General features: G+C 64.5%; 16 protein-coding genes. 12 read left to right on the plus strand and 4 right to left on the minus strand.

Annotated features, from left to right (window positions below; genetic code table 11):
- The first annotated feature begins 545 nt into the window (after positions 1-545).
- Complete coding sequence (locus BLT59_RS09940) at positions 546-1,088, plus strand: TetR/AcrR family transcriptional regulator (RefSeq protein WP_091778974.1); 543 nt, start codon at positions 546-548, stop codon at positions 1,086-1,088.
- 49 nt (positions 1,089-1,137) lie between these two features.
- Here BLT59_RS09940 and BLT59_RS09945 read toward each other — a convergent pair whose 3' ends face one another.
- Complete coding sequence (locus tag BLT59_RS09945; protein WP_091778976.1) at positions 1,138-1,956, minus strand: oxidoreductase; 819 nt, start codon at positions 1,954-1,956, stop codon at positions 1,138-1,140.
- 96 nt (positions 1,957-2,052) lie between these two features.
- On the opposite strand from BLT59_RS09945, the gene BLT59_RS09950 reads away from it, so the two are divergent.
- A complete protein-coding gene (locus BLT59_RS09950) occupies positions 2,053-2,259 on the plus strand; it encodes a hypothetical protein (protein WP_091778978.1) in 207 nt (68 codons plus the stop codon).
- Between the two features lie 677 nt (positions 2,260-2,936).
- Here BLT59_RS09950 and BLT59_RS09960 read toward each other — a convergent pair.
- Positions 2,937-3,209 (minus strand): hypothetical protein, encoded by a 273-nt coding sequence (locus tag BLT59_RS09960; protein WP_091778980.1) that lies wholly within the window; start codon positions 3,207-3,209, stop codon positions 2,937-2,939.
- Between the two features lie 442 nt (positions 3,210-3,651).
- On the opposite strand from BLT59_RS09960, the gene BLT59_RS09965 reads away from it, so the two are divergent.
- The 10 genes from BLT59_RS09965 (at position 3,652) to BLT59_RS10005 (ending at position 14,926) form a co-directional block, all read left to right on the plus strand.
- On the plus strand, positions 3,652-4,938 hold the full coding sequence (locus tag BLT59_RS09965) for a tyrosine-type recombinase/integrase (RefSeq protein ID WP_091778981.1): 1,287 nt from the start codon (positions 3,652-3,654) through the stop codon (positions 4,936-4,938).
- Complete coding sequence (locus BLT59_RS30610) at positions 4,938-5,555, plus strand: hypothetical protein (protein ID WP_139174043.1); 618 nt, start codon at positions 4,938-4,940, stop codon at positions 5,553-5,555. Before BLT59_RS09965 ends, BLT59_RS30610 begins: the two co-directional genes overlap by 1 nt.
- 82 nt (positions 5,556-5,637) lie before the next feature.
- Positions 5,638-5,928, plus strand: a complete 291-nt coding sequence (locus BLT59_RS09970) for a helix-turn-helix transcriptional regulator (protein WP_091778983.1) — start codon at positions 5,638-5,640, stop codon at positions 5,926-5,928.
- 203 nt (positions 5,929-6,131) lie between these two features.
- Entirely contained in the window at positions 6,132-6,419 is a 288-nt protein-coding gene (locus BLT59_RS09975; RefSeq protein ID WP_091778985.1) for a hypothetical protein, read from the plus strand.
- Positions 6,416-9,031, plus strand: coding sequence for a PriCT-2 domain-containing protein (locus BLT59_RS09980; protein ID WP_091778987.1), 2,616 nt, complete (start codon positions 6,416-6,418; stop codon positions 9,029-9,031). Before BLT59_RS09975 ends, BLT59_RS09980 begins: the two co-directional genes overlap by 4 nt.
- 506 nt (positions 9,032-9,537) lie before the next feature.
- Entirely contained in the window at positions 9,538-9,858 is a 321-nt protein-coding gene (locus tag BLT59_RS09985) for a hypothetical protein (RefSeq protein ID WP_244513925.1), read from the plus strand.
- Positions 9,855-11,414: a hypothetical protein gene (locus BLT59_RS09990; protein WP_244513926.1), complete on the plus strand. Its 1,560-nt coding sequence runs from the start codon at positions 9,855-9,857 to the stop codon at positions 11,412-11,414. Before BLT59_RS09985 ends, BLT59_RS09990 begins: the two co-directional genes overlap by 4 nt.
- Before the next feature lies 1 nt (position 11,415).
- On the plus strand, positions 11,416-12,099 hold the full coding sequence (locus tag BLT59_RS09995; RefSeq protein WP_091778989.1) for a hypothetical protein: 684 nt from the start codon (positions 11,416-11,418) through the stop codon (positions 12,097-12,099).
- A gap of 41 nt (positions 12,100-12,140) precedes the next feature.
- On the plus strand, positions 12,141-12,407 hold the full coding sequence (locus tag BLT59_RS10000; RefSeq protein ID WP_091778991.1) for a hypothetical protein: 267 nt from the start codon (positions 12,141-12,143) through the stop codon (positions 12,405-12,407).
- A complete protein-coding gene (locus tag BLT59_RS10005) occupies positions 12,404-14,926 on the plus strand; it encodes a lysozyme family protein (RefSeq protein ID WP_091778994.1) in 2,523 nt (840 codons plus the stop codon). The genes BLT59_RS10000 and BLT59_RS10005 overlap by 4 nt, the downstream gene beginning before the upstream one ends.
- 223 nt (positions 14,927-15,149) lie before the next feature.
- Here BLT59_RS10005 and BLT59_RS10010 read toward each other — a convergent pair whose 3' ends face one another.
- Together BLT59_RS10010 and BLT59_RS31240 are read right to left on the minus strand one after the other, a co-directional pair.
- Positions 15,150-15,641: a hypothetical protein gene (locus BLT59_RS10010; RefSeq protein WP_091778996.1), complete on the minus strand. Its 492-nt coding sequence runs from the start codon at positions 15,639-15,641 to the stop codon at positions 15,150-15,152.
- A gap of 87 nt (positions 15,642-15,728) precedes the next feature.
- Entirely contained in the window at positions 15,729-15,875 is a 147-nt protein-coding gene (locus BLT59_RS31240) for a hypothetical protein (protein WP_175543988.1), read from the minus strand.
- Between the last annotated feature and the right edge of the window lie 305 nt (positions 15,876-16,180).

The following is a 16,180-nucleotide window of genomic DNA, read 5'->3' on the forward strand; positions in this document are numbered from 1 at the left end:
GCGCGGTCTCCGGAAGACCTCGCCTGATCGGATCGCAGGCGCACCCAAGGGTGCGTGCGATAACCCGGCGGGCCCATATCCGCCCCACAATGGGCCCGCCGGACCTCACGGATGATGGCACCGCGTCACAAGGAGCGCTGTTCCGACGGACCCTCGCGATGCGGGATCGCCCAGCATCGAGTGTTCAGGGACGGACGCGACACCTCAGGCCGTTCTGAAGCGGGAGCATCGGGGACGATGCCGCTTCGCCGCACCGACACATGTGGCCCATGTCAGACGTGCCCGGCATCTCACTCTGAGCCCTGTCCTTGCCGTCTGCCGCTGATGGGCCCTCTGATATGGAGGCGAGACGCAAGCCGCAGGTCCGGTACGTCAGACCTTTTGGAACGCTGTCTCTGTCGGAGCGTACGCGGGCCGAACCCGGGCGCAGATCGATCCGAGTAACGCACGCCCTCCGATCAGCGTCGCGCAACCGGATGTCCGGGCAGCCCTTCATATATGATATTGAGCATGTATATTCGGAGAGGGCGTCGGAGGAGCTGGGTATGCCGAGGGTGTCGCAGGAGCAAGCCAAGCTCAACCGCCAGCGTGTTGTCGAGGTTGCGGCCTCCCTGTTCCGCGAGCGCGGCCTTCACGGCGTCGGCGTTGCGGACATCATGGCTGCGGCGGGACTTACCCATGGCGGCTTCTACGGGCAGTTCGCCAACAAGGACGCCCTGGCGGTCGAGGCGTTCGACGCAGCGCTCAACGAGGAATACCGCGGAACACTGGACAACCTGATCACGAATTACCTGTCCGTCGGGCACGTCCAGACTCCGGGAAAGGGGTGCCCGCTCGCGGCCCTCGCCAACGATATCGCGCGCGAGCCCTCAGGCAGTCCGGTGCGATCGCGGTTTACCGACGGTGTCCAACGCCTCGCCGGCTTGATCGCCGACTTGATACCCAAGACATCCAAGGAACGCCGGAGGCAGCGGTCCCTGGCGAACCTGTCGACCCTGGTCGGCGCGGTGGTCCTTGCCCGGGCGGTCGACGACGAGGCCCTGTCGAACGAGCTGCTCCAGGCGGCGAGGACCTCGGTCACGGGTTAGCGTTCCAGGCGAGACTTCGCCGAGCCAAGGACCAAGCCGGACCTCCGAATCAAGAGATCGCGGGAAGGCCCATCTGCTTGCGGAAGCTCTTGTCGAAGGCGCTCACCGGTACGAAGCGGCGCAGCAGGCTGACCTGTCTCGCCACGGGCCCGGCTGCGTAGCGCCGTTTCGGCGCCCGCGCGGTCGCGGCCTCCACGACCGCCTTCGCGACAACTTCGGGCATGTCCGCCCTCTTCATAGCCTCTCGGAGGAACACCATACGCTCAGCCCGCACTTGGTCGTAGAGCGCAAGTGGCGTGTCGGCCGATGCCAAATTCTGATCGAAGGCGGTGCGCGTGAACGCGGGCTCGACCAGTACCACACGGATGCCCTGGTCGCGGATCTCGTGGTCGAGCGACTCGGAGTAGCCCTCGACCGCGTGTTTGCTGGCGGCGTAGAGGGCCATGTAGGGGCCGGGGACAAATCCCATCACCGAGCTGATGTTGACGATGCGCCCCTCTTTCTGGGCGCGCATGATCGGGAGGACCGCGCGGGTCGTGCGGACGATACCGAACAGGTTGACGTCGAACATCGCCTGCGCCTGTCCGACTGACGATTCCTCCGCCGCGCCGCTCACTCCATAGCCGGCATTGTTGACGAGGAGGTCGATGCGCCCGGTCTCGCCGGAAACCGTTTCGACCATGGTGGCCACGGACGCCTCGTCGGTGACGTCGCAGACCAGCATCACGATGCCATCAAGGCTGGATGCCGGCTTCCGGCTCGTACCGAACACTCGATATCCCGCGGCCCGAAGGGCTTTGGCCGATTCCAAGCCGATGCCGGAGGTGGCTCCGGTGATGAGCGCGGTCCTGGTGCTGGGCTTCGTCATGGTTCATCCGTCTCCGCCGGCGCAGATCACCGTGCGCATATAAATGATGACCATCATGTTAAATAGCAAGTGCCGTCGACCTGTCACGAGCGAAGCGTGACGTCGGAGGCCCGCTGCCGCGTGCGCACCGACGGCAGCGGTGCGATCCGCTACGCCGACGCCAACCGCACCACGACACGGCTCGCCCTTGCCGGCCTCGCCTGCGCCCTCGGCTGGCTCGCCCGTTCCTCGCGCTCACATGGCGCCAGCCAGGAGATCCTGATGATCCGCAAGATCCTCACCGCCTTCCTCCACCGGGGGTGATCGCCTTCATCACGCGCCGGGTGAGCGGCCGGTCCGCGGCCCCGCAACGCCGCGGCTCCTGACCGCCGCTCCGGTCGCAGCGACGCAGCCGCTTCCACGCTTGGCGGGTTCCGCCGACCGATCACGGAAAGAATGTGGCGTGATCAGAACATATCCCTCGATCAAGTCACGCAGCAGACCGGGCTCAGCCGCGCGGAGATCCTTGCGCGCCTGTCGCGCGAGCTGCCCTCGGCCATCGACCGCGACGCGACCGCCGGCCGTCGTACCGCTCGACATCGAACGCCGCATGTCCCGGACGCGCCGAGGCACGGCCGAGCCACCAACATATGGATCGGCATCGCCCGCCAGTCGACGCCGCCGGAGGCTCGACGGGCCATGTTGCCGGCCCGCGTCGCGACCGGGTCACGCTACGGCCCGGTGCCCGCGTCGGCCTCGGCGCGAACATAGCCGCGCGCAGACGCCGGGCGGCAGAGGCCGAAGTGCCGGTTCCGGTCGCCGGCCTATCGCCTGCTCCCCGGACCGCGTGAAGCGGACAGGACGTTGCGATCGACCTCGCGGGCGCGCTGCCACTCAGGTGCCGGATCGGGATCGGCGACACACGCTGGCACATCATCGCTCATACGGCCCGCGGCAAACCTGCAGGCTGAGCATCTCAACTGGCCTCGAGGCCGCCGGAGTCACGCTTTGGCGGCGACAGCCGGCCTGCAGTAGCTGTCTCGCACGGCTGGGACGGCATCGTAGCCGTCGACCGTGCAGAAGTACGTGCACACAAGCCAGGCGGCCAAGGCGATGCTGAGCGCGCCGTAGTAGAACCACAGGCCGATCGCGCGCTTGGTGGGCAGGTTCGGTAAGCCGACGACGGAACCAGGCACCCAGTCGACTGCGAACACGACGATGCCGAACGCGCCCAGAACGCCGGCCATCATCACGGCGAGAGCGGTGGAGGTCATGCCGCTTCCTGTCCGAGATGTCTGCGGCAGGGCCGATGCAGTGAGCGGAGCCGCATTCTCGTCACGGCGCGCCCCTGCCCTGCTGACCCACGCCAACACCGCCCCCGACTGGGAAGGCACCGAAGCTTCGAGATCCGTTGAGGAGAACCTCTGCAACCCGAGGCGACATCCGCGCGGCGAGGCCGAGAGTTAAGGAGCCAGGGATTTCGGCTGCGTTCCAGGAAGGCTTGGTGGGCGCACTAGGGTTCGAACCTAGGACCCGCTGATTAAGAGACACGCCAAACGAGCGAACAGGGCGCAACATGTCAGGCGGTTTTCGACCGTCTATCGCGTTGTGCCGACTTGTTGTTCTGCTCCTGTTGTTCCACGTTGGTAACACAGGGTAACGGGGCATAACGGCCCCGACATGATACCCGGATGTTACCCGGCGCGGGGTTTGGTGATGTCGAAAATTCTCACGGCCGCAGCGGTTGAGCGCATCAAGCCCGACCCCGTGCGGCGCCTCGAAATCCCCGATGCCGGGCTGCCAGGTGTCTACCTTGTGGTGCAACCGTCCGGAGCAAAATCCTGGGCCGTGCGCTACCGTGCTGCCGGCAAGCCGAAGAAGCTCACGCTCGGAGCCTTCCCGGCTATCGACCTCAAGGCTGCGCGCGATCTCGGTAGAGCTGCGCTCATCAGCATCGCTGCCGGCGCCGATCCCGCCGGGGAGAAGGCCGCACGTCGGCGCCTGCCGCCTGTTGATGTCAGCCGGGACACAGTGCGTGCCTCCGTCGAGCGGTTCGTGGAGCGCTACGCCAAGACCAACACTCGGGAGAGCAGCGCCCGCGAGACGCAGCGTCTGCTGAACGTCGACGTGGTGCCCGCCTGGGGAGATCGCCCGGTTCAAGAGATCACGCGCCGCGATGTGATCGAGTTGCTCGACGGCATCGTAGACCGCGGCGCTCCGATCGCAGCAAATCGCACCCTTGCCGCGGTGCGCCGCATGTTCGGCTGGCTCGTCGAGCGCGGCGTCGTCATCAGCAACCCCTGTGACGGTGTCAAAGCCCCCTCCCCCGAGAAAAGTCGGGACCGGGTGCTAGCCGATGACGAATTGAAGCTCGTCTGGCAAGCTTCCGATGCGCTCGGCCAGCCGTTCGGTCCGATGATCAGGGTACTGTTGCTCACCGGCCAACGTCTCCGTGAGGTCGGAGAGATGTCTGACCGCGAGATCGACCTCACAAACCGAACTTGGACCATTCCGAAGGAGCGCTCAAAGAACGGCGCCGCGCACTCCGTGCCTCTATCGGATCTCACCCTCGAAGCTATCAGCTCCGTCAGACGGATCCGCAGCGAGCGCGGCTACGTCTTCACCACCACCGGTCGGACTGCCGCCAGTGGCTACAGCAAGGCCAAGGAGCGCCTCGACGCGGAGATGCTCCGGTTGGCGCGTAAGGCCGCTGTAGCCGTCGACAAGGATCCTGAGGCAGTCTCAATCCCGCATTGGACCCTGCACGATCTCCGTCGAACGATGGCGTCCGGTATGGCGCGGCTCGGCATCAACCTGCCGGTGATTGAGCGCATCCTTAACCACACCTCTGGGTCGTTCGGTGGGATCGTCGGTGTCTACCAGCGGCACAGCTTCGCGGACGAGAAGCGAGGCGCCCTTGAGGTCTGGAGCCGCTTCGTTGCCGATCTCGTAGTTGAAGATCCGCAGTCGAACGTCGTGTCTCTCAATACGAGGGCTTCTTGATGCGAGAAATGCCCGTAGTTCTCTCCGATGGGCAGGTCGACGATTGTCTGCCCGGCATCGTTCAGGCGCACATGCTTTTCCCGGACGACTTCGACAGTATCGAAGAAGAAATAGAGTGTTTCAGATTGAGAAGCCGAACAGGATTTAGAAAAACCAATTTAGGTCGCCACATGGCTGCGGATTTCGAAAGTGCTCAGCTCGGTGGTATGTACGCAGGGACCATACTATACAATATGATGCGTTATTCAGAGCATCGTCCAGATTTGAAAATAAGCTGGAACAAGGCTGTCTTTATTGTATCAGATGAGGCGGAGCGTCTTGGTAAACCTATAGGTAAAAATATAAATACGATCAAGAAATATTGGTTACAGTACAAGAACTCGGCTCACATTTGGATGTCGTATCTGTTGGCCTTCAGGCAGCAGGGACGTAAATTCCCGATTGATCACTGCTCAATGCTGACTCTGTCTGAGCAGATTGTGGACCGGGCGGCGTTGCTCGTGACGGACTGGGATCCGTGGCGGGCACCGGTGAACTTTCCTTTCGATGGAACGGAACTCCACCTTGCTGCCCCCGACAACGAAGATGTCGCTCGGATAAAGCGCTATCGCGCTTGAGGCGCTGCGTCATGTTCGACCAGCCTAGTGCCATTTGAAAAGAACTAGTGCCGAAAAAATCCCACTAATTGCGCTGCCTCGTATGCTGCCGAATATCTCGGGTGCTTACTCGAAGCAACGCGAGGAACAGATGCAAAATCTGATGGAGCAGCCCGCTGGCGGCTACAATCCTGAAGTGAATGAGCGCTACCTGCCTGCGCGGGATGTTTGGGAACGCTATGGCGTGACCAGCATGACGATTGGCCGGTGGCTCGCTGATCCTCGGATGGCCTTTCCCCGGCCCATCTATATGGGACGCTTCCGCTACTGGAGCATCGCAGCACTGGCCGAATGGGAGCGGAGCCGTCCGCGTCGCACGCCGGAGGCCGCATAAGTCATGGCCTATCAGCATGAAGCCTGCCAGGCGGTGGCACGCCGGCAGGCTTCGGAAGCTGTCTTCGTTGGCACGATCGACACTTCCGAAGATAACACTGCGCCCCGGATTATCCAACGTCTCGCCCGGCAGCTTCGCTGTTCGATCCCAGTCGCCCGAACCTACTCTGAGCTGAACGGGCTTGGTCCGAAGGAGGCGCGCGCATGAGTGCGACTCTCCTCACCTTCCCTCGGCTTCGGAAGCACCGGCTTGAAGCCGACTCCGTGCGGCTTGGTTTCGATTTCAGCCAGTGGTGTGCCGAGCTGTACCGCGACGACCGGTTTCTGCGCCGTGTGTACTTCAACTCCCTGGATGATGCTCGCGCCGAGGTCGAGCGGATCCAAACCAACGGGCTCCGCCGTCTTCCAGACGCTCGTCCGGCCTGGACGGACGTGGCCTACGGCGAGCTGAGCGACGGTCGGTTTGTCGACGATCCGGAGTACGCGGCATGACGGATCATTTCCGCCTCTCCCCGACAGAGCTGCGCCTCGCTCTTCGCGACCAAGGCTACGACCCGGTGCCCGTGTCGGGCGTCGACATGAACGTGAAATCTGCTGGCAAGCGGCCAGTGATGCCGAATTGGCAGAACCGGTGCTTTGAACCAACGCTGGAGGAGATCCGCAGTTGGGAAGCGAGGTACCCAGACAGCTGCAACACTGGACTGCTGTGCGGCCGGCTTATCGGGGTAGACATCGATATCCTGAACCGGCCTCTCGCCGCGATTGTCGAGGAGCACATTGTCGATCGGCTCGGTCCGACGCCGCTGGTGCGGACCGGTCGCGATCCGAAGGCGCTCCTCTGCTACCGTCTCGCCGTGCCGATCGACAAAATTCAGACTGCCGCGATCCACTTCACGGACGATCCCCTGGAAAAGCCGACGAAGGTTGAGGTGCTGGCTCGCGGGCAGCATTTCGTGGGTTTCGGCACGCACCCTGAGACGATGCAGCCTTATCGCTGGTTCGACGCAACGCCGCTGACGGTCGCTTTCAAGGATCTTCCCGAGACGACTTATGAGAAGCTTCTGCAAGTCGTTGCCGAGGCTGAGGAGATCCTGCGGAAGAACGGCGGCGCAACTCCGCGCGAGCGCAAGCAGGAAAATAAGAAGCGGGAGGACAAGGGCCGGCGGGCTGCCGGCTTCAGGAGCCATGAGAAGCCCGACCGCGCGACGATCGAAGAAGCGCTGGCGCACGTCCCGAACGACTTCGATTATGACGGTTGGATCCGGATCGGGTTCGCTCTCTACGATGGCCTCGGCGAGGCCGGGCGCGATCTCTGGGAGCGCTGGTCGGCCACCTCTCCGAAGGACGATGCTGATTTCACCTCCGGCAAGTGGTCAAGCTTCGCGGGCGGCCGTTCGGTGACGATCGCCACGCTGTTCTATCATGCGACGCAGAATGGCTGGCGGCGTCAGGGCCGGTCCGGCGCACCGAGGCAGGATCGGGCAGAGCGTAGGGCCAGCGCAGACCCTGAGGCCGAGCCGCAGGAAGATGACGGCCGCCCCATCGTGCGCTTCGTCTACGGCAAAGTGCCGGAGGCGGTCGACCGAATGGAGAGCCTGCTGCTGGAGGCACGCGTCGAGATCTACGCCCGTGCCGGCGCTCTGGTGCGGCCCGTCCTTGATACCGTACCGGCCGCCAAGGGCCGGATGACCACGGTCGCACGGATGTGCCCGTTCACCACCGTGAGCCTTGCCGATAGGGCCGCCCGCATCCTGCGGGTGCAGAAGTTCGACCGCCGGGCCGATGACTGGTTGGACATCAACCCGCCGCACGAGATGACGGCGACGCTGCTTGCACGCGAGGGCCTCTGGAACTGCCCGCAAGTTGCCGGGATCATCACCACGCCGACGCTCCGGCCTGACGGCTCGTTGCTGACGGCCGCGGGCTACGACCCCGCTACGCGGCTGTACCTCGCTCACGATCCGGACTTCGTGATGCCGGCACTGACCGAGCGGCCGACTAAGGAGGAAGCGCACGCGGCCCTGCAGTTCATCGACCGGCTCCTAGACGGCTTCCCGTTCGTGGGTCCGATCGATCGTGCCGTGGCGCTGTCCGGCATCTTCACTGCCATCGTGCGGGGCGTGCTGCCCACCGCACCGCTGCACGCGATCCGCGCGCACACGCCCGGCACAGGGAAGTCGTTTCTCGTTGATCTCGCCAGCACTATCGCGAGCGGTCGACGCTGTCCGGTAATCGCTGCCGGCAAGACCGAGGAGGAGACCGAGAAGCGCCTGGGCGCCCTCCTGCGCGACGCGGTGCCTGTCGTGTCGATCGACAATGTGAACGGCGAGCTGGGCGGCGACATGCTCTGCCAGCTTACCGAGCGCCCCCTGGTTCGTGTGCGGATCCTGGGCAAGAGCGAGGCGCCGGAGCTCGAGTGTCGGTCCACGGTGTTCGCCACCGGCAACAACCTCGTGCTGCTGGGCGACATGACCCGGCGCGCCTTGGTCTGTTCCCTGGACGCCGAGGTCGACAGGCCGGAATTGCGCACCTTCGGCTTCGACCCTGTCGCGCGAGTTCTGGCTGACCGAGCGTCCTACGTCGCTGCGGCCCTGACGGTAATCCGGGCCTATCGCGTGGCGGGCTCGCCGGCTGTGTGCGGTCCGCTCGGATCCTATGAGGATTGGAGCGAGATGGTCCGCGCGCCGCTGATCTGGCTCGGACAGGCCGATCCGGCTGAGAGCATGGAGACGGCGCGGGAGGAAGATCCGGAGCTGTCCGCGATCCGCGAGCTGATTGGGTACTGGCGCGATCACCTCACTCTGTCTGAGGGGTACACGACGAATGCCATCACTAAGATCGCGTGTGCGAAAGTGCCTACCAGCAGCTTCGACTTCAGCCAGCAAGGTTTTCTGTTGCCAGAGTTTCGCGACTTGCTTCTGCGGCAGGCTGGCGAAGGCGGCGTCGTGAATAGCCGCCGGCTCGGTCGATGGCTGTCCCGGATCAAGGGGCGTGTCGTCGATGGCTACCGGATTGAGATGAAGGTCGATAGCAGCAACGGGAACCGCTTTTCGCTCTGCCAAATCGGATCGCTCGCATCTGGTTGGTCGGCACCGGAGTTCTGATGCGCCGGTGCAAGTTAGGGGTTTCAGGGGTTTTAGGGGTTTTTTTCATCCCAAGGCGCCTAACTGTCAGTTCATCTCAACTTCGAGGCTGAGAGCTATCCGGCCGGGGCGAGGCGACTGCCGACCACCAGCGCAGCATGTGCTGACAGTTCCACCGGAGCGGCCAAAAGAAACCCCTAAAACCCCCAAAACCCCTAACTGCCGCTCGATGCCAAGCCTTCCGGCTAGTCGAAACAGCGGCCAAGGTTCACAAAAAAGCTGCGACCACGCGAGTCTGCGCACCAAAGTGTCGTCGGGGCCGCTGAGTCGGTCAAAATCGGCACCTACTGATCCTAAAACAGATGATGTTGCGTCCTATTATGTTGCAGGACAATGACTTAGCGCGCATCTTTCGTGTGTTTCGCCCTTTCCGGGTAACGCACGGGTGCAGATTGGTGCCAGATAGCCCCGAAATAGCCAGTCCCAAGCGCCCCCATCAAAGCCGCATCACCAACGGCAGCGCCCTGTTGCTCAACGTCGATGGTCGAACCGGTTGGGCGCGTCGCCTCCGTGACCTCGTGGCCCTTCATCTGGCCGACCTTGGTGGCGAGGGCGCGGTTTCCGAAGCTGAAAAGAGCCTGATCCGGAGAGCAGCGACGCTCACCGTCGAATTGGAGCGGATGGAGGTGCAGTTTGCCACCGATGGCGCGGCCGATCCCGAAGCCTTGGACCTCTACAGCCGCACAGCCGGCAATCTGCGCCGCCTCCTCGAAGCCACCGGCCTGCAACGTCGCCCGCAGGACGTGACGCCCGATCTGCGCCACTACATCGAGGGCAACGCGGCATGAACCTGCTTCAGGCGATGCGCGACCCGAAGCTGTTCGGGCCCTGGTTCAAGGATGCCGACACCTGGGCCGCCTGGAGGGCATTCGTAGGCGCCCTGTTCGGCCTTCCGCTGACCGATGCCGAGGAGGAGATCTATCGAGCCTGTACGGGCCGCTCTGAGGCTCCTGAGGCCGCCTTTACCGAGGCGTGGCTCATCTGCGGGCGCCGCGCCGGGAAGTCCTTCGTGTTGGCGCTGATCGCCACCTACCTCGCGGCCTTCCGTGAGTACCGTCAGCACCTCGCCCCCGGCGAGCGCGCCACGATCCTGATCATCGCTACCGACCGCCGGCAGGCCAGAACCATCATCCGCTACATCCGCGCGCTGCTCACCGAGGTGCCGATGCTGGCCCGCATGGTCGAGCGTGAGACGGCCGACGAGTTCGACCTCACCAACCGGGTGACGATTGAGGTCGGGACCTCCTCATACCGCGCCGTCCGCGGGCGCACCTTGGCTGCTGCGCTGGCCGATGAGCTGGCCTTCTGGCCGACCGACGACGCTGCCGAGCCGGACTACGCCATCCTCGATGCCCTACGGCCCGCGATGGCGACGATCCCGAACGCCATGCTGCTGTGCGCCTCGTCGCCCTATGCACGGCGTGGCGCCCTCTACGACGCCTACCGTCGCCACTACGGCCGGGATGGCGCACCTGCCCTGGTTTGGCGCGCTGCGACCCGGGCCATGAACCCAACGGTCCGCCAGTCGGTGATCGACGAGGCCTTGGAGCGAGATCTCCCGAGCGCCTCAGCCGAGTACCTCGCTGAGTTCCGCAGTGATGTTGAGAGCTTCGTCTCCCGGGAGGTGGTCGAGGCCGCGATCCCGCCGGGCATCACCGAGCGGCCACCGGTCACCGGCACCGCCTACCGCGCCTTCACGGACCCGTCCGGCGGCGCGTCAGACAGCATGACGTTGGCGATAAGCCATCAGGTCGGCGAGCGGGTGGTTCTGGATGCGGTGCGCGAGCGCAAGGCGCCGTTCTCGCCCGAGTCGGTGGTGACGGAGTTCGCGGGCCTGTTGAAGCGCTACGGGCTCTCCCGCGTGACGGGCGATCGGTATGCCGGCGAGTGGCCCCGGGAGGCGTTCCAGCGCCACGGCATCACCTACGTGCCGGCTGAGCAGCCCAAGTCTGCGATCTACCTCGACCTGCTGCCGAAGCTGAACAGCGGCGAGGTCGAGTTGCTCGACGTGCCGGCGCTGGCGGCGCAGCTCGTGTCCCTGGAGCGTCGTACGGCTCGCGGCGGCCGGGACAGTATCGACCACGCCCCGGGCTCACACGACGATGTAGCGAACGCGGTGGCCGGCGCCCTGGTGATCCGCACGCAGGCCGCCCCGGTCGCAGCAATCGGCCGCTACTCGCTGGGGCACGGCGGTCGTCTTCCTCAGCATTCCGGCCCCGCGCCGGAGTGGTTCACGCGCGGCGACAAGTACGCGCCCGGTGATCCGCGGTGGAAGCTCGACATCGCGAAGGGCCTGATCTCGCGCGACGAAGCAATTGCCAAAGGTTGGATAAAGGGAGCGTAGGATGACTGAAGATGAAATCCGCAACCGGCGCATGATCCGGGAGAACGTCACGCAGCGTGTCCGTGTCGGGCAGCCGCATACCGGTTCCGTCGTCGCATGCGTGGACCGCATCTTCGACATCTCGGACCGCTTCCATGTCCGCAAGTCGGAGATCGAGGCGGATCAGAAGCTCTCGACCGTGGGCCGCCGCGCTGCGCTCGCGCAGATCGTCCGATCGGAGTTGATGCCGGACCTGGCGAAGGCCACCCGGCCGGTTCGCAAGGCCCTGAGCTACGCCGCCGCGCAACGTGCCGCCCTTGAGGATCCGGTTCGGGTCGATCCGACCGACCCTGTGGGCGAGATGCGACGCCAAGAGATCCGCACCTTTATGCGGAGCCTGCAGCCGCACGAGCGGATGAGCACGGCCAACCAGCTGATCCGGGACGATGCGGGCGCCGCCGCGATCCTCGACGCCCCGCCGGCACTTAGCGGCCTCACGGAGCACTTCTACGGCGAGTTGCGCAACCAGGTGGCCGAGCGTGTCAATGGCCCGAAGCTGACTGAGCTGTCCGGCATCGAGCAGGACTATCAGCAGGGCCAGGCCGCGGCCGACATCCTGATGAACGACCTCGTGGCAGCTTCCGGGCTGACCGCAAAGGGGTTCGCGGAGGAGATGCAGCCGCTGCAGACCGAGGCGGACGCCTGATGACGACTTCGGCGGAGCGGCGCGCTCGCAGACGCTGGCAGATGGGTGCTTCTGAGGATCCGATCGAGGCGGCCGGCAAGCGCCTGGCTGACCTCGCCGACCGCATCATGGACATGCACCGCACCACCGAGGCGGTGGCCGCGAAGTTGGAGGCCGGCTCGGGCTCGCCCGCCGAGTTGGAAGCCGTGACCCGGTGGGCTGTGGCGGCCGGTAGCGCCTACGCCCGGGCGGCCGAGGATCTGAGACGTCTCAATGACCGGCTCAATCACGTTGCCGGACTGGTCCAAACCCAGGGAGAACCCGCGTGAGTGATGTCTACAAGGTCGCCGTCGCCCTGCAGATGTCGAGCAACGCCTCGGCGATCCTCGGCTCCCTGGCGACGCACCTCATCCACGCCCATCACCAAGTCGACAAGCTCAACAAGGGGCTGAACGACACCACGAGCGCGATGAACCGAGTGAAGCTCGCCATCGGCGGTGGTCTTGCGATCGCAGGCGGTACGGCAGCGCTCGCCGTTGTCGGCAAGATGGTCGACAAAGGGAACGAGCTGATAAAGATCCAGCAGAACATGGCTGCTGCGGGAGTGAAGTCCCTAGAGATCCAAGAGGCCTATGCGGAGGCCTGGAAGCTGACAGGCAAGTACACGAACGTCAGTGCTGCAGACGCTCTGAAGACCATCAGCGAGGCGCGGATGACTTTCGGCTCGCAGGAAGCTGCGACGCATCACGCCGAGGACTTCGTGAAGATGACGTCGTTCCTCAAAGCTTACCAGGGCGGTGCGCATGGGAAGGGGGCGACGAACTTCGAGGCGGAAGCCATCGCCGCAATGAAGTCGGGCGAGATCGCCGGCAAGATCGACCCCAAAGACATGGCCGAGCACGTCAAGCAAATGACGGCCATGCGCGTGGCCTACGGCGATCAGCTCAAGATCGGGCAGTACCTCACCGCGCAGCGGGCGGGCGGTGTGGCCCTGCGGAACGTCAGCGACGACTTCCGGTACGGCGTCTTCCCGGCCCTGGTGCAGGAGAACGGCCCGAATGCCGGCGTGATGATCATGACCGCCTTCAACAAGCTTGTGGCGGGCACCGGTAACAAGCTCGAAGCCCTTAGCGCCATGTCATCGCTGGGCCTGCTGGACGAGAGCAAGGTCACGCACCACCCGCTCACCGGCAAGGTCACCCGCGTGGAGATGGGCGCCGTTCGCGGCGACAAGGAGTTCGCGGTCAACCCTGGCGAGTGGGTCGAGAAGTACCTCAAGCCGGCGCTGGACCGGAAGACGAGCAGCACCGTCGAGCAGGCTCAGTGGGTCAGCAAGATCCTGCCCGATCGGAACGCCGCGAAGGCGGTCACCGAGATGCTGCAGCAGTGGCCCAAGCTCATCAAGGACGCACAGCTGATGCTTCAGGCCCGCAAGGCCCTGAACGAGGGTGCCTATCTCGACAAGAGTTGGGAGGGGCAGAAGCAGGCCTTCGAGACCCAGTGGACGAACTTCGTCCAGGCGCTGGGTGCCCCGCTGGTCGGCGTGGCGACGGAGAACCTGAAGCGGGTCAACGAAGCCCTGTCCGGGTGGGCACAATGGGCCGGAAAACCCGAGATGGCCGGCACCGTTGAGGCGGTCGGCAAGGGCATCGCAGTCCTCGGCGCGTCCCTGACTGCCGGCGGTTCGGTTGCGCTGATAGCCGCGCTTGGTCCGGCTGGCTGGATTGCGGCCGGCATCGTCGGTGCCACGGCGGCGTTCGTCGCCTTCCGCGAGCCCTTCGAGCACTGGCTCAAGTCCACCACCGGTATGGGCCCGCAGCTCGACGCGGCGGACAAGGGGTTCAACCGGTTGGCCGTCACGTTCGGGAAGTGGGCGGGGCCTGAGCTTGCAGCGGCCGATGCGATCTTCAACAAGGCGGCTATCGCATTCGGCGAGTGGGTGAAGTCGATCACGCCGTCCGTCGACACGATCAAGAGCACCGCGACGCTGTTGGCGGCCGAGATCACCTCATGGCCCGGCAAGTTGACCACGGCCATCGCTGAGATGGGCGCCAGCCTCGACACGGCCATTGGCGACATGCTCAAGAGCCTCTTCAACAAGATCAACCCGTTCAGCAAGACGGCGTTTGATGGCGGTGACAGTCTCGGCGGCATGATCCAGAAGGCCAGCTTCGGCGGCGGGGCGAACGACAACTTCGGCGGATCGTCGGGTGTCGCTCGGGCGGTAGGCCGGGGCGGGGCCTTCGGCCCCGGCACAGGAGCCGGCAATAGCTGGTACGAAGCGATCATGCGGGCCGAGGGTACGGCCGGCAAGGACCCGTACAACGTGGTGCTCGGCAACGGCCGCTACGGTCTGCCCAGCAAGCCGTTGACGGACATGTCGCTCGCAGAGGCCTATCAGTTCGGCCGAAGCGTCCGCGCCCGTCACGGGTCATCCTCAGCGATCGGGGCGTTCCAGATCGTCGGCCAGACGATGAAGACCTACATGGGCGAGGCTGGGCTCGGCTGGAACGACAAGTTCAGCCCTGAGAACCAGCGCAAATTGGCCGACGTGATCCGGCGCCATCAGGGCTTCGGCGCTTGGGAGGGCTTCAAGGTCCACCGCGGCGAGTTGGGCAACGCCCGGCAGATGAACCCCTACGGCAAGGATCCGGCGCCTACTGCCGGGCCGCCCCCGCAGCGGCAGCAGAGCGTCCACGTCCACAACCTCATCGTAGACGGGAAGAAGATGGCGGCGGTCGTCACCACCCATCAGGCCGAGAAGATGCGGTTCCCGCTCAAGGCCGGCGGGATGGACACCCATGGCGAGTGGAGGGCACCGGGTACGCCTGTGATGGATGCCGCCTGAGATCCGCTCCTAAGCGATGACGGCCGACAGCGGAGAGACCCAGATCCGCCCTCACATGCATGTGAGGCGACAGGTGATCATAGTCAGCTAGGATCTGCGCGTTCATCCCTCCAAGGCTGAACAACCTTCAGCCCGCTCGGCACCCGCCGTAGCGGGCTCTCTTGTGCTCGCAAGGGCGTAGCGCATCCCGACAGGATAGCCGCCGGGATGGCGGTGTCGAGCCTCAGCCGCGGAACATCCAGGCGTCGAGTTGCCTGCCCGCGAAGATGCTATCGCGAAGCGCATACCACTCGGCAGCGAGCTTAATCCACTTCTCCTGTCGGGCCGGGAGCATGGCCAGCATCGCCTGGGCTGTACGTGATGCCGGTCCAGCGTCCTCGACTAGTTTCCGCGTCATTTCCTCGGTTTCAGCCCAGGCTTCAGCCGTGTCGCGGCCGCGCATCATGTAGTCAACGCACGCCGTGAACGAGAGGAGCCGGCCGAACTGCAGGTGGCGTGCGATCGTGTCGTCCAGCCAATCCACTATGAGCTGCGTGCTCCTAGGCACGTCCGCGATAACCCCGGGATCCACGTCGAACAAGGGATAGGCGACGTGGAGTGCGAGTTCCCCTCTCACATCCTCGGGTTGGGCAGTGAACCAATTCCGGATCGCGACGATCGGACTCCCGTTCGACATAAGCTGAACCTGTTCTGTGGCCGACTTCGTGAGGCGCATCCGATATGACGAACACCGGGAGGGCAGCGATGAGGTCGTGACATCAGGAAGAAGGCCGGGCTCGGACCGACCATCTCCTGATACCGATTAGCGCTCGCTAACCGGCCCGACCGGGATCCGGAAGGCCCGCTTTCCATAATTCCGGGCCCAGAGCACGGTCCCGTTGGGAAGCGTGATGAACGGACGGAAAATGTACTGCTGGCCCTCAGAGAGCGGCTTCGGGGTGTCAGCCATGGCGAAATCCTTTCGTGCCATGTTGACCGAGAGCCGCCGCGGACCTAGATATTCCACCTTCCACAGCGAACATCCGAGGGCCGGCGACGGCCCCCGATCGGTTTCAGTCCACCACCCGGTGGACCGAGCGCGCCCCGCCCAACCAGGCGGGGCGTTTTGCGCTGGGGATTCAAATAGAGTCGTTCGTCACGAATTGCAACCCCGTGAGTGGATTCCGTTAACCAATTCCATAGGATTGTGTTATGGTGACACCCATTCTCGGTTAGGGTGGGTGCCGACATGAACTTTCACGTTGGAGGCCGCAT

The organism is Methylobacterium sp. UNC378MF, from assembly GCF_900103195.1.
GTDB lineage: Bacteria > Pseudomonadota > Alphaproteobacteria > Rhizobiales > Beijerinckiaceae > Methylobacterium.

Bases quoted from the DNA above. Each gene is read 5' to 3' on its own strand.
- BLT59_RS09940 (WP_091778974.1), top strand. From the start codon at position 546: ATGCCGAGGGTGTCGCAGGAGCAAGCCAAGCTCAACCGCCAGCGTGTT.
- BLT59_RS09945 (WP_091778976.1), bottom strand. From the start codon at position 1,956: ATGACGAAGCCCAGCACCAGGACCGCGCTCATCACCGGAGCCACCTCC.
- BLT59_RS09960 (WP_091778980.1), bottom strand. From the start codon at position 3,209: ATGACCTCCACCGCTCTCGCCGTGATGATGGCCGGCGTTCTGGGCGCG.
- BLT59_RS09965 (WP_091778981.1), top strand. From the start codon at position 3,652: ATGTCGAAAATTCTCACGGCCGCAGCGGTTGAGCGCATCAAGCCCGAC.
- BLT59_RS30610 (WP_139174043.1), top strand. From the start codon at position 4,938: ATGCGAGAAATGCCCGTAGTTCTCTCCGATGGGCAGGTCGACGATTGT.
- BLT59_RS09970 (WP_091778983.1), top strand. From the start codon at position 5,638: ATGCTGCCGAATATCTCGGGTGCTTACTCGAAGCAACGCGAGGAACAG.
- BLT59_RS09975 (WP_091778985.1), top strand. From the start codon at position 6,132: ATGAGTGCGACTCTCCTCACCTTCCCTCGGCTTCGGAAGCACCGGCTT.
- BLT59_RS09980 (WP_091778987.1), top strand. From the start codon at position 6,416: ATGACGGATCATTTCCGCCTCTCCCCGACAGAGCTGCGCCTCGCTCTT.
- BLT59_RS09990 (WP_244513926.1), top strand. From the start codon at position 9,855: ATGAACCTGCTTCAGGCGATGCGCGACCCGAAGCTGTTCGGGCCCTGG.
- BLT59_RS09995 (WP_091778989.1), top strand. From the start codon at position 11,416: ATGACTGAAGATGAAATCCGCAACCGGCGCATGATCCGGGAGAACGTC.
- BLT59_RS10000 (WP_091778991.1), top strand. From the start codon at position 12,141: ATGGGTGCTTCTGAGGATCCGATCGAGGCGGCCGGCAAGCGCCTGGCT.
- BLT59_RS10010 (WP_091778996.1), bottom strand. From the start codon at position 15,641: ATGCGCCTCACGAAGTCGGCCACAGAACAGGTTCAGCTTATGTCGAAC.
- BLT59_RS31240 (WP_175543988.1), bottom strand. From the start codon at position 15,875: ATGGCTGACACCCCGAAGCCGCTCTCTGAGGGCCAGCAGTACATTTTC.